Source organism: Caldicellulosiruptor sp. F32, from assembly GCF_000404025.1.
Classification (GTDB): domain Bacteria; phylum Bacillota; class Thermoanaerobacteria; order Caldicellulosiruptorales; family Caldicellulosiruptoraceae; genus Caldicellulosiruptor; species Caldicellulosiruptor saccharolyticus.
In genome coordinates this window covers 44,519-65,660 of the sequence record NZ_APGP01000085.1, presented here as the reverse complement: position 1 = coordinate 65,660, position 21,142 = coordinate 44,519, and the positions used below count along the sequence as shown (strand labels likewise).

The following is a 21,142-nucleotide window of genomic DNA, read 5'->3' as shown; positions in this document are numbered from 1 at the left end:
AAACAAAAAGTGGATAGAAGCATAGTCTATCCACTCCATAGGCATACTTTGAGCCTTCTTTTTTGGCTCAAATCCCCTATTGACCTTCCGACTCTTTTTGTCGGATAGGTGAGAAGCGATAGACTTCTACTTCTTTTTTACCTTTATAAGAATATCATAAGTGGTAGGATGATGTCAATATGCCCTCACTTTTATAAAGCGCTCATTGCCTTAAGTATATGAGATATGTATACAAAACTGCTAGCACTTCTCGCAGAAACCCATGGACTTCTTCATAAAGGTATTGACCAACATAAACTCCAGAAAAACTTGCTTCTATTCCAACTCTTTTTGCAATTATACTTGCTCTTTTTAAGTGAAATTTATTTGATACAATCACTGCACTTTTTAAAGAATACTTTCTCATAAGTTTTTTGGAAAACAATAAATTCTCATAAGTAGAGAAAGATTTATTTTCAATGAGAATAAACTCAGATGGCACTCCCCTTGCCACAAGGTATTCTTTGCCTGCCTCTGCCTCCGAAATATTCTCTCCCGGTCCTTTTCCACCAGAGACTATTATGTATCTGCCATATCCTTTATTGTAAAGTCTTAGAGCTTCATCTAGCCTTGCTCTAAAAAAAGGACTTGGGAAGCTTCCATACACAGCACAGCCTAACACAATAATAGCATCAGATTTTTTAGGTTTGCTATTTACACCAAAAGAGATAATTATTAACTCTAATATAATAAATGCGATAATTACACTTCCAATCAAAATCCCTAAGAGCTTAAAAATTCGTTTCATTCTCAACCTCTCCATCTGTATTGTTTGTCAAACGATAGAAACCTTGTTTTAAGAATTCTATTGATTATACAGCTAAAATTAAGCATTTCAGCTATATTATTCTATTTGCAAATTTTAAAAATCTATGCTATAATACATACTGCAAAAATTAAATAATGACTGGTGGGGATATAGCTCAGTTGGTTAGAGCGCTTGCTTGACATGCAAGAGGTCATAGGTTCGAGTCCTATTATCCCCACCATTTTATTTTTCGCTTTGTTTAAAAAAATGTTCAGTAAACAACATCCACAAGATAGAGTCCCCAAGGCGGAAGAGTTTTGCCAGCTTTGGTTCTGTCTTTGCTCTCTATTATAAGAGGAATGTCTGTTGGTTTGATTCTGCCAACCCCCACATCTAAGATTGTTCCTGCTATTATTCTTGCCATATTGTAAAGAAATCCATTCGCAGTGATGTATATTGCAATACAGCCATTTTCAAATGTTAAATAGCAGTCAAAAATACGACGTACCTTTGAATTTGTTTCACTGCCACTTGAACAAAAGCTGCTAAAGTCATACTCTCCAATGAAATACTCACAAGATTTTTGCATCGAAGCTATATCAAGCTTATATGGAAAGTGATAAACATAATTTCGTAAAATAGCAGGTCTTGTTTTGTGGTTGTAAATCAGATATTTGTACGTCTTTTGCTTGGCACTGTATCGTGCTGAAAAATCAAGTGAAACCTCAGCGGCATCTTTTATTGAGATATCATTTGGAAGGACTGAATTAAGAGCAAGTGGAAACTTTTCTGTTGGAATTTTGCTTTCTGTTTTGAAATTTGCCTTTTGACCCAAAGCATGTACTCCTCTATCTGTACGACCTGATCCAACAAGATTTACATCTTCCCCTGTAATTTTCTTTATTGCATCTTCAATAACACCTTGGACTGTTTTTTTGTTTGGCTGCTTTTGCCAGCCAAAATAGTTTGTCCCGTCATACTCAATTGTGAGAAGAATGTTTCTCAAAAGAACTCACCTCACCATTATAGCCAAAGCTATTATAATTGCTGCTATTAAAAAGGAAATATAGTCGTTTATTGAATATTGAAGTTTTTTTAGTTTTGTTCTGCCTTCTGATCCTCGATAGCATCGAGCTTCCATGGCAATTGCAAGTTCATCTGCTCTTTTAAATGCTGACATAAAAAGTGGAATCAAAAGTGGCAAAAGTGACCTTGCCTTTTTCATAAGTCCTCCACTTTCGAAATCAGCACCCCTTGACATTTGAGCTTTCATAATCTTGTCTGTCTCTTCATAAATTGTAGGGATAAATCTCAAAGCAATTGACATCATCATCGAAATCTCATGTACAGGAAATTTGAGTTTTTTCAAAGGTTTTAATAGCTCTTCTAAAGCATCTGTTATCTCAATTGGGGAGGTTGAAAGAGTAAGCAAGCTGGTAGAAAATATAAGTAGTAGAAGTCTTATTACTAAAAATAATGAGAGAATTATCCCTTTGTCTGTAATTGTCAAACCTAAAAACCTTGCCACTGGCCTTCCTTGGGTCAAAAAAAGGTTAAAAATGACAGTTATTAGAATTAAAATAAACACAGGTTTTGTGCCACGTAAAAGTAATATTGGGTTTGTCTTTGAAAAGATTGTCCACAGAAATATCAAGGCAAATAGAAATATATACCCATAAAAATTATTCACTACGAATATAGAAATACAGAAAAATACCAAGACTACTATCTTTGTTCGAGGGTCAAGTCTGTGCACAAATGAATCTCTTTTGATGTACTGACCAATTACAAAGTCCACCATTATTCTTTCTCACCCTTTTTTGGAATATTTCCTGCTATATTTTGCACAATCATGTCAGCAACATCTTCCACCCTGTACTCAAACCTCTCAATTTGAAACCCCTTCATTTTGAGCCTGTGCTGAAGATACAATATATCTGGTGCAATCAAACCACTTTTTTCTAAAAGGTGAATATTTTCAAATATCTCATGTTTTGGTCCATCAAAGTAAATTTTTCCTTTATTCAGAACAATTACTCTTTCACACATTGACGCAACATCTTCTAAATTGTGTGAAATGAGAATTATAGTTTTCTTTACTTCTCGATGAAGCCTTTCTATAATATTGAATATTCTTTTTCTTCCCCTCATATCAAGCCCAGCAGTGGGTTCATCCAAGATTAAGCATTCAGGGTCCATTGCCAAAATTCCGGCAATTGCAACCCTTCGCTTTTGTCCGCCCGACAGCTCAAATGGTGACTTTTCTAGAATAGCATTAGGTATCTCTAAAAGTTCACATACCTCTTTTACTCTCTTGTCAATCTCCTCATCAGAAAACCCTAAATTCCTTGGACCAAATGCAATGTCTTTATACACTGTCTCTTCAAAAAGCTGATATTCAGGATATTGAAAAACAAGCCCAACTTTTCTTCGAATCTCTTTTACTTTCTTTTTCTCCTTGGTATTTATTCCATCAACAATGACGTCTCCCCGCTGAGGTACAAGGAGTCCGTTCATAAGCTGCACAAGAGTTGATTTTCCTGAACCTGTTTTTCCTATTATTCCAATAAATTCGCCTTTTGAGATTGTGAGGTTAACCTCAAATAATGCCTTTTTTTCAAATGGTGTTTTATAACCATACACATATTCAACATCTCTCATCTCAATGAACATAAAAATCTCTCCATTTCATCAACTGTCCAGATTTCACCATCGATATCAATACCTCTTTTTTTAAGCTCATAAGAAAGTTTTAAAATCTGAGGCATGTCAAATCCCATCTCATAAAACCAATCAAGCTTTAAAAGCTCTTTCGGAGTCCCTATATATTTTATCTTTCCATTTTCTAAAACCACCACTTTATTACTGTATATCATCTCGTCAATATTGTGAGTAACCAAAACTATTGTCTTTTTTTCTTCCCTGTTGAGTCTTAAGATGGTCGATATGACCTCTTTCCTCCCTTTTGGATCAAGCATAGAAGTTGGCTCATCTAAAATGATACATTCCGGCCTCATTGCCAAAATTCCGGCAATCGCAACCCTCTGTTTTTGCCCACCAGAAAGCTTGTATGTTGCGTGATTTCTATATTCAATCATCTCAACAGTTTCAAGTGCCTCATTTACAGCTCTTATTATCTCCTCACGTTCAAACCCTAAATTCTCTGGCCCAAAAGCAACATCTTCTTCAACGACCGAGGCAACCAATTGATTATCAGGATTTTGAAATATATATCCACACTTTCTTCTTATCTCCCAAATTTGACTTACATCTTTTGTGTTCATACCGTCAACCAGTACATCACCTTTTTCAGGTATTAAAAGCCCATTTATTAGCTTTGCTAAAGTGGACTTACCTGAACCGTTGAGCCCTAAGATTGACACGAATTCTCCTTTTTCTATTTCTAAGTTTATGTCAATCAACGCAGGAGTTTTTTTCCCGTCTGAACTTGTATACGAAAAGTTGACATTTATAAATTTTATAAAAGCACTCATCCTTCTTTTTTCTCCTTAAAAAGTGTTTTTATGTTCAATAAGCGGAATTACTCTTGCAATAAACTACCTTTTATTATAGCAAAGATTTTAAAGTTTAAATATACATGTATTTTTGAAGTATTCGTGGATACATTGAACATATTTATAATACACCGGGTATAATATATATTAGAAGGGGGGATTTAACATGTTTACTCCCAAGTGTGACATATACTTTGACACAAACTTAGTTAACTTAAAGGAGTTCAACATACCAATTGAAACAGAAAACCTGCTGTTAGAAGAGTTTTCAAAGATTGAAGAGATTTCAAAACTAAAAAGCCATATCACAGATGAACTAAAAGAACTTGATGAAAAGATAAAGGAAATTCAATGAAGTAGGATGGTAGGAAGGGAATATAAAAAGGGGGATGCCAAAAATCATCCCCCTAAAATAATTTAGGTGTGTTTTTCATCTGTAGACTTTTTTCGATATGTGTCCTTTATCATTTCATAATTCCCAAATGATGCCATGCAGATTAGTATAGAATTTATCATCAGTAGCGTAATATCTTTTAACGTGTTTTGGTGTGGAATAAAAACAAAGGATAGAACAAATGCTACAAAAAAGGTGTAGATTCTAATTACATAATCTTTGCACCATTTTTTGAATATGCCTTTTGTAAACTGAACAATAACATTTGTAGCAACTGTAATTCCTGCAAATGTACCAAGCTCCTGAGCTGAAAAATAGCTATCCAAAGTATTCTCACCCTACAAAATTTTATGTCTACTTCTATGTTATTCATGAAAACTTGAGTTTGTGAGAAAAATTTATTTGAGATTTTCTGGATTTAAATCTTCAAGCTCAGGTATGACAAATCTTCCATCTTTTCTAATAAGTCTTCCATCAAAGTAAATTTCTCCGCCGCCATATTCAGGGGTCTGAATCAACACTATATCCCAGTGCACAGCTGATCTGTTGCCATTGTCAGCATCCTCATAAGCACTGCCCGGTGTAAAGTGTATGCTTCCGGCTATCTTCTCATCAAATAGCGTGTCTTCCATAGGCTTTGTAATGTATGGATTTAGTCCAATTGAAAATTCACCTATATACCTTGCACCCTCGTCTGTGTCCAAAATCTTATTTAACTTTTCTGTGTTGTTTGCAGTAGCTTTTACAATCTTTCCATCTTTAAATTCAAACCTAATATTTTCAAACTTAAAACCTGCATAGTTTGAAGGGGTGTTATAGGTTATATACCCATTGACAGAGTCTTTAACAGGTGCAGTGTATACTTCACCATCAGGTATATTCATATGTCCATCACATTTTACAGCCTTCATACCTTTTATTGAAAATGTGAGGTCTGTGCCCTCACCTACTATTCTCACTTCATCTGTTTTTTCCATAAGTTCCACCAGCTTATCCATTGCCCTTGACATCTTTCTGTAGTCAAGGTTGCAAACATTGAAATAAAAATCTTCAAATGTCTCTTTGCTCATCCTTGCCTGCTGAGCCATTGAGTAATTGGGGTATCTTAAAATACACCATTTTGTCTTTGGCACTCTTACCTCACCGTGTACTTTGTGAAACCAGATTTTCTGATACAGCGCCATCTTATCATCTGGCACATCACTCAGTTCAAATGGATTTTGGCTTGATCTGATACCAATGTAAGCATCCATCTTTTCCATAAGTTGTCTTTCATTTTCAGCAATTATTTTTATTTGATCTTCAGTGGCATTTAAAAGAAGATCTCTTAATAGACTTTGATTCTTAATCCACAAAAACGGCATTGCGCCTTTTTGATATGAAAGCTTTATAAGCTCCTTTGCCAAATCAATTTCTTCCCCAATCAGTTCTATCAAAATCTTTTCACCATTTTTTAGATCAACAGAGTATTCTATAAGATTTTTTGCAAGTACTTTTACTCTTTCATCTACCAATGTAACCGTCTCCTTTCTAAAATTCTTATTTTTCAAACACCTTATTTACCATATTCTCATCTAAAAAAACAAACTCTCCTTCTTTTAGCTTGCCAAGTTTTAGCTTGCCTATTGCAACTCTTTTAAGTTTTAATACTCTGTGTCCAATTGCATCGCACATTTTTCTTACTTGTCTGTTCCTTCCTTCGTGTATTTTTATCTCAACAAGAGATCTTCCTTTCAAAACCTTTAAAACCTTAAACTTTGCAGGTGAGGTTACTTTTCCATCAATCAAAAGGCCTTTTTCAAACTGCTCAATTTCTTCTTTTGTTGGCACACCTTCAATGAGTGCAATATATGTTTTTTCAATATCATGTTTGGGATGTGTAACTTTATATGCAAACTCTCCATCATTTGTAAGAAGTATAAGCCCTATTGTGTCAAAGTCAAGTCTTCCTACAGGAAAAACTCTAACATCCACTTTGTCTTTTACAAGGTCTACAACAGTTTTTCTACCCTTCTCATCCCTTGCAGAAGATATCACACCAAATGGCTTGTTGAGCATTATATAAACTTTCTTTTGGACTGGTACAAGCTTTTTGCCATCAACCAAGACCTCATCCTTTTGAGGGTCAACTTTAAAGCCAAGCTCTGTAATGGTTCTACCATTTACCTTTACTCTTCCTTGGAGAATAATTTCTTCGCACTTTCGGCGTGACGCAACCCCACAGTCAGCCATAAACTTTTGAAGGCGAACTAAATCACCTATCTTCTATCACCATCCACTCAGTATTCGAAATGGCATTCTCTATCAATGATGATACATCTAATTTTTCCTCTTCTTTAATAACTTCTTCAAGTTTGGGCTTAGTCTTTGGATGTTTTGGAACAAATACCGTACAGCAATCCTCATATGGCAAGATTGAAATGTCATATGTGCCAATGTTCTTTGCAATTCTTATTATCTCTTCTTTGTCCATGCCAATAAGAGGTCTTAGGACTGGCATTGATACAGCAGCGTTTGTACAAATGATACTTTCCATTGTTTGACTTGCAACCTGTCCAATACTCTCACCAGTCACAAGAGCTAAACCGCCGTTTTCTTTAGCAATCCTTTCTGCAATCTTCATCATAAATCTTCTCATAATAATTGTAAGATACCTCTCATTACATTTTTCGTAGATAGTAGTTTGAATCTCAGTAAAAGGTACAATGTAAAGCTTTAGTCTATCTGTAAACTGAGCTAAAACCCTGCAAAGGTCAATGACCTTCTCTTTTGCCTTCTCACCTGTATATGGAAAGCTGTAAAAATGGACCGCTTCTATTTCAACACCTCTTTTTGCTATCATGAACCCTGCAACGGGGCTGTCTATCCCGCCAGAGAGCAAAAGGTGTGCCTTGCCCCCTGTGCCAAGTGGCATACCACCAATGCCTTTCTCTTCTGACGAATACACATATGCTTTGTCCCTTATCTCAATATTTACCTCAAAGTCTGGATTGTGCACATCAACCTTAAGACCATATTTGTCAGCAAGATTTTTAAGAATATGTGCGCCAATAAGTCTTGAAAGCTCTGGCGACCTTAATTCAAATGTCTTATCAGCCCTCTTTGTCTCAACTTTGAAGGTTTTCTTGCCTTTTTGAATCTCATTAAGAGCAACGTTTAAAGCTGCAGATTTGATAGCCTCTACTTGTTTTTCTGCAACTTCGCAGATAGTAAAACCAACAAGACCATAGACCTTCCTTAGCCTTTCAATTGCAAAATAAAAATCATTTTCAGAGAGGTTTTCAATAAATATTCTACCTTGTTCTTTCGTAATTGAGATATTCTCAAGATTCTTGAGTTTTCTTTTTATGTTCCTCACAAGCCTGTTTTCAAACAAAGGACGATTTAATCCTTTTAAGGCAAGCTCACCATACCTTATTAAAATAGCCTTCATTCCATTCATCCTTTACCTTTTTATTTTCTGCAAAAACTTGAGCGATTTTTCCAATACTTCAAGTGTGTAATCAACTTCTTCAAGGTTATTCAAATAAGAAAAACTAAAACGTATATTACTTTGTGCAATTTCCATTGATTTTCCCATGCTATAAAGAACCTTGTTATATGTTCTGCCCCTTGATGAACAAGCAGAACCAGACGATGCGAATACATTATAGCTTTCAAGAGTATGGAGCAGAACCTCGGATTTAATCCCTAAAAATGACACATTTAAAATTGCGTCAGATGTATTGTCAAGTGGTGAATTTATCACAACATCATCAAAACTTCTTAGCCCCTCAATAAATCTTTGTTTTATCATTCTTAGCTTATTTGGCTGCTCATTTTGCAGCCTTTCATACACCTCAATTGCCTTATAAATTGAAAAAATACCTGGCATATTCTCTGTCCCAGGTCTTACTTCATTTTGCTGCTCCCCACCAAAAATTATTGGTTGAATGTTGATCCCCTTTTTGATATACAAGGCTCCAATCCCTTTTAATGCGTGAATCTTATGCCCACTTATTGACATCAAATCAACGTTTAGTTCTTTGGCATTGGTCTTTTCCTTCATAAACGCCTGAACCGCATCTGTGTGAACAATCACATTTGGATTTTTCCTCTTTGCCACTTCAGCTATCTTTTTTACATCAAAAATATGCCCTGTTTCGTTGTTTACAAGCATGACGCTTACTAAAATTGTCTCATCGTCCACTTCATTTTCGAGCTCTTCAAAGTCAATATTTCCGTTTTGATCAACCTTTAAAAAGCGCACTTCAAATCCACATCTTTTCAGGTGCTCAAGTGTATTTAATACTGATGGGTGCTCAACAGGGCTTGAGATTATTTTATTTCCTCTTTTCTGATTAGCAAAGGCAATTCCAATCAGTGCTAAATTGTTTGCCTCTGTACCCCCAGATGTAAAGTATATTTCTTCAGGATTTACATTTATCTTTTGAGCTATTTTCCATCTTGCCTCTTTTAACACCTTTTCAGCGCTGACTCCAAGCCTATGCAAGGATGATGGGTTACCATAATTTTGGGCCAAAAAATCTTTCAAACCTTCTATAACCTCATCGAATGGACGTGTTGTTGCTGCATTGTCAAAATATACAACCATCTTCTACCCTTCCTTTCACATCTCACCAAGAAGGTGCATGACAATAGAAATTACCGAAATAGCTGCAGTTTCACTCCTTAGAATGCGCTTTCCAAGTGAGACTATTCTGACTTTTTGCAAGTCTTTAAAAATCTCTATTTCCTCTTCTTCAAAACCACCCTCCGGTCCAATCAATATACCTACTCTGTTTATATTGGGTTCAACATCCAAGTGAACCCTTTCGATTTTCTTCTCATATGGAATGATAAGGAGGTCAAGCTCATCTAAAAAGTCCTTGACTTTACCAATTTCAATAGGTCTTTGAATCTGTGGCGAATATGGTCTTAGGCATTGCTTTTGGGACTCTTTAGCAATTTTCTGCCAACGCTGTATCTTTTTTTCTTCCTTCTCGCTGATATCAATAACAACTCTTTTTGAAATAACAGGAATTAAAACTTTTACACCAAGCTCTGTTGCCTTTTGAATTATAATGTCCATCTTCTGATTTTTTATAATGCTCTGAAATAAAAAAACATCTTTTTGTGGCTCGCGCTGGTTGAGAATCTTTTCTTCTATTGCTGCTTTTATTTTATCTTTTGAAATTTCTAAAATCTTAGCTTTGTAATCATACACACCATCACAAAGATTTAAAGCTTCACCTTCTCTTTTGCGCAAAACCTTTACTACGTGGTTTAAATCATCTTTGTCTGTTATATATGCAATGTCATTGACAATGTTCTTGCTCTCAATAAAAAAAATAGGCAATGTTTATCACCCTATACTCCTCTTACTTTCTTGCTACCACTAAGCACCAGTTATTAAGTTTTTTGATTTCAACTACTTCTAAAGAATTTTCTTTGAAGCTTTTTAATACATCATCAAGTCTATCCTCAATAATTCCAGATGAGATAAAAAGTCCATCTTCTTTGAGAACGTTTTTAATATCATTGGCCAATTTTATTATTATATCAGCTATGATATTTGCAATTGCTATGTCAAACTTTTCTTCAATTCCAAAAACCAAGTCATTTTGCCTAATTTCAATTTCTACATTGTTCAAAGCAGCATTTTCTCTTGCAACCTTTACAGCAACATCATCTATATCAACTGCTAAAACTCTATTGGCTCCAAGCTTTTTTGCTGCAATTGCTAAAATTCCTGAACCTGTACCAATATCAATTACATCAAACCCTGCTTTTACATATCTTTGAATTGCCTCTAAACAAAGCATTGTTGACTCATGTGTACCTGTACCAAATGCCATACCAGGGTCAAGTTTTATAACTGTCTTGTCTTTTGTATTTGGGTAGTTTTCCCACGATGGTACAATGACAATATTCCCTATCTCAACAGGCTTGTAATACTTTTTCCACTCGTTTGCCCAGTCTTTCTCATCAACCTCAGAGATGTCAATCTCGCCCTCGCCAATATTAAGGTACTGTGAAGCATCTTTTAACCTCTCTTCAATGTTGAAAATAAGTTCTGAGATATTCACACTTTCAGGAAAATACGCACGAACAACTGCGAAATTTCGTTTAGGAAATTGATTTTCATCTATATAATCCCATGAATTTGGATATTTTAAAATTTCATTGTCTTCTATTACAACACCATTTGCCCCAAGATCATATAAGATATTTGAAATAGCATCCTCTGCTTCTTCTACAGTTTTAATCGCAACCTCAAACCATTTCATACCAATTCATTTCTCCTTTTTTCTTTAAAGAGTTTACGAAAAGGCTTCTCTTATCCTGTCCCAAAAATGTTTTCTCTTTTCATACCCTTCTTCAGACGAAAGCTCTTCAAACTTTCTCAAAAGCTCTTTTTGCTTTTCAGAAAGCTTCTTTGGTACTTCAATAACAAATTTCACAACCAAATCGCCTCTACCCCTACCTCTCAAATAAGGAACACCTTTGCCTTTAATTCTCACCTCATCTCCATTTTGTGTACCTGGTTCAACTCTTACCTTGGTCTTTCCATCCAATGTAGGTATTTCTATTTCTCCACCAAGTGCTGCATTGACAAATGTGATTGGTACCTCAACATAAAGGTCTTGCCCAACTCGTTTGAAAACAGGATGAGGTGCTATTTTGATTCTAATGTGCAAATCACCATTTGGCCCACCTTTTATGCCACTCTCACCCTCACCTCTTAAAGTTATTACCTGGCCATCGTCAATTCCAGCTGGAATGTTTATCTTCACCTTCCTCTGACGTCTAACAGTTCCAGTACCACCACATTCTCTGCAAGGGTCCGTGATGATAGTTCCAACTCCACCACATGCATCGCATGTTTTTATTGTAGTAAACTCACCAAAGAATGTTGCCTGTCTTGACCTAATTTGTCCTGTACCACCACATTTTTGACATCTGACAGGTGTGGCACCCGGTCTTACACCACTTCCGCCACAGACAGAACATTTCTCTGTTCTGTAAATAGGAATCTCTTTTTCACAGCCAAAGACCGACTCTTTTAAAGTCAGTTCTAAATCAACCTGTATATCAGCACCTTTTCTTGGTGCTTCTTTTCTTCTTCTTGATGAGCCAAAGATATCAAACCCTTCAAACAAGTCTTCAAATATGTCCCCAAAACTTCCAAAGTCAAAATCTGCAAAACCACCTGTAAAGCCACCAGAAAATCCTCCGCCCTGAGCACCATATGTTGGGTCAAATGCTGCATGGCCAAACTGGTCGTACTTTCTTCTCTTTTCAGGGTCACTTAAAACTTCATATGCTTCATTTATCTCTTTAAATTTTTCTTCTGCTTCTTTGTTTCCTGGGTTGGCATCAGGGTGATACTGCTTTGCAAGTCTTCTATATGCTCTTTTTATCTCTTCTTGTGTTGCGTTTCGTGGAACACCTAAAATTTCATAGTAATCTTTTTTTTGTGCCATTTTTTATCACCTACTTAGCTTACTGAATATTATTATATACCAACGCAAAACTTTTAACAAATCATTAAAAAGGACCAAAGCCATTTTTAAAGTGTTATGACTTTGGTCCCTTTTTCTAAAGAATCTAAATTTGTTAATATACCTTATAATCAGTGTTGACATTACCATCAGTTCCGCTCTGACCACCAGGGTTTGTGCCTCCCTGTGGTCCAGTTTGAGTATAACCTTGCTGATACAGCCTTGTTGAAACATCGTAGAATGATTTTGTCAGCTCATCAATTGCTCTTTCAATTCTCTCTTTATCCTCACCATTCATAACATCTTTGAGGGCTTTGAGTTTTGCTTCGATTTGTTCTTTTTCAGTTGCTGTCATCTTGTCACCAAGGTCACGCAAGAGCTTCTCTGTCTGGTAGATGATAGAGTCTGCTTTGTTCCTTGTCTCAATGAGCTCTTTTCTCTTCCTGTCCTGCTCTGCATACATCTCTGCCTCTTTTATTGCTCTTTGAATCTCCTCTTCGCTAAGGTGTGTCTGGGATGTTATGGTTATCTTCTGTTCTCTACCTGTGCCAAGGTCTTTTGCAGAAACGTGTACTATTCCGTTTGCGTCTATGTCAAATGTAACCTCAATCTGTGGAACACCACGTGGAGCAGGTGGAATTCCGTCCAAGATGAACCTACCAAGTGTCTTGTTGTCCTTTGCAAGTGGTCTTTCACCTTGCAAAACGTGAATCTCTACCTGAGTCTGACCATCTGCAGCAGTGGTAAATATCTGGCTCTTTCTTGTTGGAATTGTTGTATTTCTCTCAATTATTTTTGTGAACACGCCACCTAAGGTCTCAATACCAAGGGAAAGTGGTGTTACGTCTAACAGCAAGATGTCTTTTACCTGTCCTCCCAATACACCTGCCTGGATTGCTGCACCAATTGCAACACATTCGTCAGGATTTATACCTTTGAATGGTTCTTTTCCTGTGAGCTTTTTGACAAACTCCTGAACATAAGGTATTCTTGTTGAACCGCCAACCAAAATGACCTTATCAATCTGCTCTGGTGTGAGCTTTGCATCTGAAAGTGCTGTCTCAACAGGCTCTCTTGTCTTTTCTACAAGGTCTTTTATAAGCTCCTCGAATTTAGCTCTTGTCAATACCATGTCAATGTGCTTTGGACCGTTTGCATCTGCTGTTATAAATGGCAAGTTAATTGTTGTCTGAAGTGCAGACGAGAGCTCAATCTTTGCTCTTTCTGCTGCATCTTTTAATCTCTGGAGTGCAACCTTGTCCTTTCTCAGGTCAATCCCATGTTCTTTCATAAACTCATCTGCTATATAGTCAATAATTCTCTGGTCAAAGTCATCACCACCAAGTCTGTTGTTACCAGATGTTGCTAAAACCTCAATAACACCCTCGCCAATCTCTAAAATTGAAACGTCGAATGTTCCACCACCAAGGTCATATACCATTATCTTCTGATGTCCTTCCTTGTCAAGGCCATAAGCCAAAGCTGCAGCAGTTGGCTCGTTGATAATTCTCAAAACCTCAAGTCCCGCAATTCTACCTGCGTTTTTTGTTGCTTGTCTTTGTGAGTCTGTAAAGTATGCAGGAACTGTGATAACAGCTTGTGTAATCTTTTCACCAAGATATGCCTCAGCATCAGCTTTTAGTTTCATCAAAATCATTGCAGAAATCTCTTCGGGAGAATATTCTTTGTCGTCTATCTTGATTCTCCTGTTTGTACCCATATCTCTTTTGATTGAGATAATTGTCCTCTCTGGATTTGTAATTGCCTGTCTTTTTGCAGCATGACCAACAAGTCTCTCACCAGTTTTTGTAAAAGCAACAACAGACGGTGTAGTCCTAAACCCTTCTGCATTTGGAATGACAACAGGCTGCCCACCTTCAATTACTGCCATACAAGAGTTTGTTGTACCTAAGTCTATACCTAAAATATGAGCCATTGTTATCAACCTCCTTTTTTATTTTCGATTTGATTATTAATTAATTTGCATTAGCAACCTTAACAAGGCTGTATCTTATAACTCTGTCTTTTATCTTATAACCTTTTTGGAACTCTTCAATCACAATGTTCTTACCATACCTTTCATCCTCCACATGCATAATAGCATTGTGGAGGTATGGGTCAAACTCCTTATTTAAAGCTTCAATAGGCTCAACACCAAGTTTTGAGAAGATATCATCAATTTGCTTTTTTATCATCTCAAGTCCTTTTAAAAACTCTTCATTTGTATTTTCCGACTCTTTAGCAGAGCTGATTGCTCTTTCAAAATTATCAACAATAGGAAGAAGCTTTCCTATAACATCTGCAACAACTTCATAGTACATATTTTCCTTGTCCTTTGCGATTCGCTTTCTGTAGTTATCAAAGTCAGCGGCAATTTGCTGGCACAAGCTTTTGTACTCCTCAACTTCCCTTTCTTTCTCTTCAAGCTGTTTTTTTAACGCCTCAATTGGGTCTTCTTGCTCTTGACTCTGGGTATCCTGCTGAACATTTTCAGCTTGATTATTTTCATTTTGTGCCTCGATTTTTTGCTCTGAAGAAACCTCTTTTTCTACCGCCTCTTCAGTAGCTGGAGGACTTTCAGAAATGTTTGTCTCTTCACTCTTTAACTCTTTGTTTTCCATCTCGCACATCTTCAAAGATCACCTCTTTATTTATTCTGTGAAAAGTCTTGTCAAAATATCAGACAACGTATCGCAAATATAATCGATCAAAGAAACTGTCTGTGAATACTTGAGCCTCTTTGGCCCGATTATACCAATTGAACCGGCAATACTGTCGCCTATTCGGTAAGTGGAAAGAATAATGCTACACTCCTTTAAATCTTCAATTGGGTTTTCTGTACCTATGCGTATGGTTATATGGTCGTGCATTGAAGAGTTTATAATCTTTCGTAGCATGTCTTTTTGCTCAAATATATGCAAGAATATCTTTGCTTTTAGAACATCATTGAATTCCGGAAAGTCAAACATGTTTTTGATACCACTTAGGACCACTTCTGTACTGTCCGCTGCACTGATTGTTCTTAACACATTGTCAATGATTGGTGAAAGGATTGTCCTGTTCTTGCCCAAGCTATTTTCAATGTCCAAAACTGTATTTTCATCAATGTCTTCTAATTTAAGTCCACTTAGCTTTTGGTTAAGTACGTTAGTGATATATATAAAATCTTTGCTATCAATATTTTCCGGCTTATCTAAAAGAATATCTTTTACAAGTCCTGTATTTGTAACCAAAATTAATATATATTTTTTGCTATCAACCGGCAAAAGCTGTAGATGCTTGATATAGCTTTTCTTTACATTTGGAGTTGAGAGCACAGCAGTATAGTTTGTAAGATTCGAGATAATCTTTGCTATGTTCTCCATGTACTCATTTATTTCGCTGAACTTCACATCAAGCTGTGACCTTATAAACTCAACCTCTTGCGGTGAAAGCCTTGTAACCTTCATTAATTCATCAACATAGTATCTGTACCCTTTATCAGACGGAACTCTTCCTGCTGAAGTATGTGGCTGTTCTAAATACCCCATCTCTTCTAAATCAGACATCTCATTACGAATAGTTGCAGAAGAAATACCAAAGATGTACTTTTTTGCAATAGTGCGTGAACCAACTGGCTCCCCTGTATTTATATAATCGTCTATGACTGCTTGAAGTATCCTTTTTTTTCTTTCATCCAGCATTTTCCTCACCTTACTGTTAGCACTCTCATTTGATGAGTGCTAATTCTAAGATATAAGATATCACTTTAGTAGATAATTGTCAAGTAGATTTTTTGACTTTCTTTGACCTTTTTAAATAAACTCTTGCCACACTATATTTGCAAGGTCCATTCCTTTTTTTGTAAGTCTAAAATGCGAATTTATCTCTACAAGTCCATACTTTTTTAGTTTTTCTATCTGGGTTTTGTACTTCTTCATAAAGTCTATATTAAATTTTCTCTCAAACTCCAAAAGGTCAATGCCCTCAATTTTTCTAAGCCCCAAAATAATGTACTCTTTTTCCATCTCTTCATCATCTATATACTCCTTTGTATCAACTGCAAGATACCCATTCTTTAAGCTACTTATATATTCTTTAAGGTCACTTACATTGGAATATCTATATCTTTCAAAAAAAGAATGGCTACTTGAGCCAATTCCAATATATTCTTCGTAGTTCCAGTATTTAAGATTGTGCTTACATTCAAAATTCTTTTTTGCAAAGTTTGATATCTCATATTGATATATACCAAAATCGTAAAGTCTTTCTACTGCAAGCCAGTACATACTTCTCTCTTCTTCCTCAGAAGGCAAATAGTTTTTCAATGAGTCATATTCATAATAAAAATATGTGCCCTCTTCAATCTTCAAAGAATATACAGAGACATGAGGAGGTCCGAAACTAATTACTGTTTCCAAAGTCTTTGAAAAGCTCTCTATATTTTGGTATGGAAGTCCAATCATTAAATCAACATTGAAGTTTTCGAAGTATCTTGCTGCAAGCTCTAATATTTCCAGAGCTCTTTTCGATGTATGAATCCTTCCAAGCACTTTTAATTCAGTGTCATTCAAAGATTGAACCCCAATGCTCAGCCTATTTATATTTAAGAGCTTATAAATCTTTAGCTTCTCTTCATTTAAACTCTCTGGATTTGCTTCAATTGTTGTCTCACAGTTCTTTTTCACTTTGAAATTTGAATATATAAATTCAATCAATCTTTCTATATACTTAGTGTCTACTGCCGACGGTGTACCTCCCCCAATATAAATTGTTTCTATCTCAATGTCATAGTTTTCTTTGTAAAAAATAAGTTCTCTCTGAAGAGAATTAAAATATTCAGATACAAGACCATTTTCAACATTCTCATACGATACAAAATCACAGTAAAGACACTTTTTCTTACAAAATGGAATGTGGATATAAAGCCCAATCTTCTTTCCCAACCTTTTTGCACTTCCTTTTACTCTTCTAACTTCAAAACAGCCATAAAAGCCTCCTGAGGTATCTCAACCTCTCCGATTTGTTTCATTCTCTTTTTACCCTCTTTTTGCTTCTCCAAAAGTTTCTTCTTCCTTGTCACATCCCCGCCATAACATTTGGCAAGCACATCTTTTCTCAGTGCCTTTACAGTTTCTCTTGCAATCACCTTGCTACCAATACATGCCTGAATAGGTATCTCAAATAGATGTCTGGGAATCTCTTCTTTCAATTTTTCCACTATCTTTCTTGCTCTCTGATAAGCCTTGTCCCTGTGCACAATGAACGAAAGTGCATCAACCACCTCGCCTTTAATCATTATATCAAGCTTTACTAAATTGGACTCTGCATATCCTATGAATTCATAGTCAAATGAAGCATAACCTTTAGAGCGTGATTTTAGCGCATCAAAAAAGTCATAGACAATCTCCATCAGCGGCATTTCGTAGGTGAGTATGACACGGGTTGTTTCTATATAAGACATATCTTTAAAAATTCCTCTTCTCTCCTGACAAAGCTCCATTATTGCTCCAACATATTCGTTTGGTACCATGATGGTGGCCTTTACCATTGGCTCTTCCATCTTGTCTATTTCATTGGGTGGTGGAAGTTTTGTGGGATTGTCTATATACAAAACCTCTCCATTTGTCTTTGTAACCCTGTAAACAACTGATGGTGCTGTTGTAATAATGTTCAAATCATACTCTCTCTCAAGCCTCTCCTGAACAATTTCCATGTGCAAAAGGCCTAAAAAGCCACATCTAAAACCAAAACCAAGCGCAGCAGAGCTCTCTGGCTCAAAAAACAGTGCTGCGTCATTGAGTTGCAACTTTTCAAGTGCTTCCTTGAGCTCTTCATATTTTGTATCACCAGTTGGGTAGATTCCACAGAACACCATCGGGTTTAACTTTCTAAAACCAGGCAGAGGCTCATCAGCTGGATTGTTTGCATCAGTGATAGTATCACCAACTCTTGTGTCTCTGACAGTTTTTATCGATGCTGCAATGTATCCAACATCACCTGCCCTTAGCTCTTCACAAGGAATTAACATGCCGGGTTTGAAATAGCCAACCTCCGTGACTGTAAACTGTGCACCAGTTGACATCATCTTTATTGTCATATTGGGTTTTACTACTCCATCAAATACCCTAACATATGCCAAAACACCTTTGTAGTTGTCATAAAGAGAGTCAAATATTAAAGCCTTCAAAGGCTTTGTATCATCACCTTTGGGGGGTGGAATATCTCTTGCAATCCTTTCCAAAACCTCTTCAATGTTAATTCCCTGTTTTGCTGAAATAAGAGGGGCATCTGATGCGTCAAGTCCAATAACATCCTCTATCTCTTTTTTAACCTCATCTGGTCTTGCACTTGGAAGGTCGATTTTGTTTATAACTGGTATTATTTCTAAGTTATGTTCAAGCGCAAGATAAACATTCGCAAGAGTTTGAGCTTCAATACCTTGAGTTGCATCCACAACCAAGATTGCGCCTTCACAAGCAGCAAGGCTTCTTGAAACTTCATAGGTAAAGTCTACATGTCCTGGTGTGTCAATGAGGTGAAATATATACTCTTTACCGTCTTTTGCTTTATAATTTAGCCTCACTGCCTGCGCTTTTATAGTAATACCCCTTTCTCTCTCTATCTCCATTGTGTCAAGAACCTGGTCTTGCATCTCCCGTTCGCTCAAAGCACCTGTCAGCTCAATTATTCTATCAGCAAGAGTTGATTTTCCATGGTCAATATGAGCAATTATGCAAAAGTTCCTAATTCTGTCCTGTCTTCTCTCCACCTCAAGTAATCCCCCTACAAAATCAAATTATTGTAGATTTTGAAGTTGACTTTGCACCTCATCTAAAAGCTTTTTGGCATACCGAATGTAAGATTGTCTTACATCACTCCTGTTTAGAATATCCTTTGCTTTCAGAAGCATAAAATCATAGTAATTGCCATTTATTCTTGTCTTTCTGAAAATATATATAGGCTCTACTAAAATCTTTTTTGTAAGTTTATTATCCTTTTTGGTAAGCTCAATTCTTACAGTCAACCCAAACCTATTGTATGGGAAAATAACTGTCTGGTCACAAAGGAAATTTCCCAGGGAATAAAATACTATACCCTCTCTTTTGCCAGAAGTTCCATCTTCAACTTGTATCTTTTCAAATGGCTGAATGGTATGCGTATGTGTTCCAATTACAATGTCAGCTCCGTATTTTATGAGCTCTTTTGCAAACTCCTTTTGCTCTGAAGTTGGGTTTATTGAATTTTCATATCCCCAGTTTGCATATGCTATTATAATGTCACAATTGAGTCCTTTCAAGTACTCAAGCCGGTTTCGAATTGTATCTTTGTCCAAAATATCAACATAATCTTTATATGAAGAGTTGCTTCCAAGATACACATTTGAAAGTTCCTTTGTAAATGCAGCAACCCCCACTCTAATATTGTTTATGTCAAACACCTTTGAGGTATGTTCATCTGGAGAGAGCCTTACCCCAACAGAGCTAATTCCTGCCTCTTTTAGATTTTTGATTGTATCTTCTAAGCCTTGCTTTTTGCCATCAAAAATATGTGAAGAAGATAGTACTGCAACATTAAAGCCAGCAGACTTTAGCAAACCTAAACTTTCTTTTGGAGCATTGTATTTGCCATATGTTGAAACTGGCAAATTAGACGTTAAACTGCTATCAAACTTGAAAATACTTAAGTCTGCGTAGGTTATGTCTTTAACATTTTCCATTATATTTCCAAATGAATATGATTGAGTTTGTCTGTTATAATACGATTTTAAAAGATACCCATTGAAGAACACATCGCCAACAAGCGAGATTGTTGCTTTGTATTCTTTTGGCTGGTTTTTTAGCTGAACAGAAGAAGATTTAGTAGTATCTGCCGCAGTTTTTTCCCTTGCAGGTGTGGATGTATTTTGTTTCTTTGTAGTATCATAAACCTCCTGGGAAACCGGGATATAATTTTTTACATACATGTTCTCATAATAAAATATTGCATTTATTCCAATAAGAAGGACTATAATAAATGAACCCAGAACATACAAAATCTTTTTCATAACTCAAGCCCTCTTTCTTTATAAACATTTATTTTACTTAAATTTTCAATGTGAATAGGAAATTCAACAATATCCTTGACAATCTTCTTGCCATCTAAGTATCTTAAAATTCCTTTTCTACCTATGTCAAATTTAAGGTAATAAGCACAAAGACACTGAATACTTGCATTATACTTCTTATTTAGCGCCCAGTCACCATATTTACTATCACCCAAAATGCAAAGCCCAACATGCGCAAACTGGGCCCTAATTTGATGTGTTTTCCCTGTTTCTATTTCAACATCAACAAGCAGCAAGTCGTCTTTGCCTCGTATTATTTTATACCTAGTGACAATCTCTGAATAACCCTCAGCCGGTAAATCTGAAATGTAAACCTTGCTTTTTTTAGAGTCCTTTTTTAGATAGTGCACGAGTACTCCACTTTTTGGCAAATCCACCCTTTTTGTTATGCATAAATACTTCTTTTTAATAGCCCTTCTACTCATATATTTTAACATCTCGTTTAAAACTTGTCTATTTTTTGCAATAATCATAAGACCTGAAGTGTTCCTGTCAAGCCTGTGACAAAGTGCAGGCAACTGATTGCCAGAATAATTATCTTCAATCCAATTTACAACAGAATACTCGTTATTTGTATCGGGGTGCGAAGGAATACCATATGGTTTGTCAATGACAATTATATTGTCATCTTCATATACTTTTGAAATTTCAACTTTTTTCTGATCTAAGTACTTCTCTTCTATGTCAAAGCTAATTAAATCTCCAAATTGTAATATCTGACCCTTCTGAGCAACCTCAAAGTTAACTCTTATTCTGCCCTTTCTCAGAAGTTTAAATATTACACTCATTGGGATTGTCGGATATTTCTTTTTTATAGCCTTTTCAAGTTTCATACCTGCAAAATTTTTCTCAATCAACATTTCTATTGTCATTTAC

At 36.1% G+C, this 21,142-nt stretch carries 21 protein-coding genes and 1 tRNA gene; 2 read left to right on the top strand and 20 right to left on the bottom strand.

What is annotated here, in order from left to right; genetic code table 11:
- Positions 1 to 202 precede the first annotated feature (202 nt).
- On the bottom strand, positions 203 to 787 hold the full coding sequence (locus H964_RS08150; RefSeq protein ID WP_039766467.1) for a YdcF family protein: 585 nt from the start codon (positions 785 to 787) through the stop codon (positions 203 to 205).
- Positions 788 to 951: 164 nt separating this feature from the next.
- Between H964_RS08150 and H964_RS08145 the strand changes: the two genes are divergently transcribed.
- Positions 952 to 1,028, top strand: a tRNA-Val gene (locus H964_RS08145).
- A 30-nt stretch (positions 1,029 to 1,058) separates the two neighbouring features.
- On the opposite strand, the gene truA is transcribed toward H964_RS08145, so the two are convergent.
- The 4 genes from truA to H964_RS08125 are packed head-to-tail and all read right to left on the bottom strand — an operon-like array spanning position 1,059 to position 4,281.
- Positions 1,059 to 1,793 carry a tRNA pseudouridine(38-40) synthase TruA gene (gene truA / locus H964_RS08140; protein WP_039766466.1) on the bottom strand — a complete coding sequence of 245 codons (735 nt, stop codon included), beginning with the start codon at positions 1,791 to 1,793 and terminating at the stop codon, positions 1,059 to 1,061.
- 6 nt (positions 1,794 to 1,799) lie between these two features.
- Positions 1,800 to 2,588, bottom strand: coding sequence for an energy-coupling factor transporter transmembrane component T family protein (locus tag H964_RS08135; protein WP_083931497.1), 789 nt, complete (start codon positions 2,586 to 2,588; stop codon positions 1,800 to 1,802).
- Positions 2,588 to 3,460 carry an energy-coupling factor transporter ATPase gene (locus H964_RS08130; RefSeq protein ID WP_039766464.1) on the bottom strand — a complete coding sequence of 291 codons (873 nt, stop codon included), beginning with the start codon at positions 3,458 to 3,460 and terminating at the stop codon, positions 2,588 to 2,590. Before H964_RS08130 ends, H964_RS08135 begins: the two co-directional genes overlap by 1 nt.
- A complete protein-coding gene (locus tag H964_RS08125; RefSeq protein WP_039766563.1) occupies positions 3,445 to 4,281 on the bottom strand; it encodes an energy-coupling factor transporter ATPase in 837 nt (278 codons plus the stop codon). Before H964_RS08125 ends, H964_RS08130 begins: the two co-directional genes overlap by 16 nt.
- A 187-nt stretch (positions 4,282 to 4,468) precedes the next feature.
- Between H964_RS08125 and H964_RS08120 the strand changes: the two genes are divergently transcribed.
- Positions 4,469 to 4,657 carry a hypothetical protein gene (locus H964_RS08120; RefSeq protein WP_039766458.1) on the top strand — a complete coding sequence of 63 codons (189 nt, stop codon included), beginning with the start codon at positions 4,469 to 4,471 and terminating at the stop codon, positions 4,655 to 4,657.
- 62 nt (positions 4,658 to 4,719) lie between these two features.
- Here the strand turns inward: H964_RS08120 and H964_RS08115 are convergent, their stop codons facing one another.
- The 15 genes from H964_RS08115 to H964_RS08045 form a co-directional block, all read right to left on the bottom strand.
- Positions 4,720 to 5,022: a hypothetical protein gene (locus H964_RS08115; protein ID WP_011917281.1), complete on the bottom strand. Its 303-nt coding sequence runs from the start codon at positions 5,020 to 5,022 to the stop codon at positions 4,720 to 4,722.
- A 72-nt stretch (positions 5,023 to 5,094) separates the two neighbouring features.
- Positions 5,095 to 6,210 (bottom strand): aminopeptidase, encoded by a 1,116-nt coding sequence (locus H964_RS08110; protein WP_039766457.1) that lies wholly within the window; start codon positions 6,208 to 6,210, stop codon positions 5,095 to 5,097.
- 25 nt (positions 6,211 to 6,235) lie between these two features.
- Positions 6,236 to 6,958: a pseudouridine synthase gene (locus tag H964_RS08105; RefSeq protein ID WP_083931495.1), complete on the bottom strand. Its 723-nt coding sequence runs from the start codon at positions 6,956 to 6,958 to the stop codon at positions 6,236 to 6,238.
- A complete protein-coding gene (thiI, locus tag H964_RS08100; RefSeq protein WP_039766455.1) occupies positions 6,951 to 8,129 on the bottom strand; it encodes a tRNA uracil 4-sulfurtransferase ThiI in 1,179 nt (392 codons plus the stop codon). The genes H964_RS08105 and thiI overlap by 8 nt, the downstream gene beginning before the upstream one ends.
- A 12-nt stretch (positions 8,130 to 8,141) precedes the next feature.
- Positions 8,142 to 9,290, bottom strand: coding sequence for a cysteine desulfurase family protein (locus H964_RS08095; protein WP_039766454.1), 1,149 nt, complete (start codon positions 9,288 to 9,290; stop codon positions 8,142 to 8,144).
- A 15-nt stretch (positions 9,291 to 9,305) separates the two neighbouring features.
- Positions 9,306 to 10,034 (bottom strand): RsmE family RNA methyltransferase, encoded by a 729-nt coding sequence (locus H964_RS08090; RefSeq protein ID WP_039766453.1) that lies wholly within the window; start codon positions 10,032 to 10,034, stop codon positions 9,306 to 9,308.
- A 22-nt stretch (positions 10,035 to 10,056) separates the two neighbouring features.
- Positions 10,057 to 10,965: a 50S ribosomal protein L11 methyltransferase gene (gene prmA / locus H964_RS08085; RefSeq protein ID WP_039766451.1), complete on the bottom strand. Its 909-nt coding sequence runs from the start codon at positions 10,963 to 10,965 to the stop codon at positions 10,057 to 10,059.
- A 33-nt stretch (positions 10,966 to 10,998) separates the two neighbouring features.
- Positions 10,999 to 12,162, bottom strand: coding sequence for a molecular chaperone DnaJ (gene dnaJ / locus H964_RS08080; RefSeq protein ID WP_039766448.1), 1,164 nt, complete (start codon positions 12,160 to 12,162; stop codon positions 10,999 to 11,001).
- 133 nt (positions 12,163 to 12,295) lie between these two features.
- On the bottom strand, positions 12,296 to 14,116 hold the full coding sequence (gene dnaK, locus H964_RS08075) for a molecular chaperone DnaK (protein WP_039766447.1): 1,821 nt from the start codon (positions 14,114 to 14,116) through the stop codon (positions 12,296 to 12,298).
- 40 nt (positions 14,117 to 14,156) lie between these two features.
- The gene (grpE, locus tag H964_RS08070) at positions 14,157 to 14,810 is read right to left on the bottom strand and encodes a nucleotide exchange factor GrpE (RefSeq protein ID WP_039766446.1); all 654 of its coding nucleotides are present in this window, start codon (positions 14,808 to 14,810) and stop codon (positions 14,157 to 14,159) included.
- Between the two features lie 21 nt (positions 14,811 to 14,831).
- On the bottom strand, positions 14,832 to 15,863 hold the full coding sequence (gene hrcA / locus H964_RS08065; protein WP_039766445.1) for a heat-inducible transcriptional repressor HrcA: 1,032 nt from the start codon (positions 15,861 to 15,863) through the stop codon (positions 14,832 to 14,834).
- A 111-nt stretch (positions 15,864 to 15,974) separates the two neighbouring features.
- Positions 15,975 to 17,105, bottom strand: coding sequence for a radical SAM family heme chaperone HemW (gene hemW / locus H964_RS08060; RefSeq protein WP_039766444.1), 1,131 nt, complete (start codon positions 17,103 to 17,105; stop codon positions 15,975 to 15,977).
- Between the two features lie 17 nt (positions 17,106 to 17,122).
- On the bottom strand, positions 17,123 to 18,931 hold the full coding sequence (lepA, locus tag H964_RS08055) for a translation elongation factor 4 (protein WP_039766443.1): 1,809 nt from the start codon (positions 18,929 to 18,931) through the stop codon (positions 17,123 to 17,125).
- Between the two features lie 27 nt (positions 18,932 to 18,958).
- Positions 18,959 to 20,206: a CapA family protein gene (locus H964_RS08050; protein WP_039766442.1), complete on the bottom strand. Its 1,248-nt coding sequence runs from the start codon at positions 20,204 to 20,206 to the stop codon at positions 18,959 to 18,961.
- Complete coding sequence (locus H964_RS08045; RefSeq protein ID WP_039766436.1) at positions 20,203 to 21,138, bottom strand: RluA family pseudouridine synthase; 936 nt, start codon at positions 21,136 to 21,138, stop codon at positions 20,203 to 20,205. The genes H964_RS08050 and H964_RS08045 overlap by 4 nt, the downstream gene beginning before the upstream one ends.
- Positions 21,139 to 21,142 lie beyond the last annotated feature (4 nt).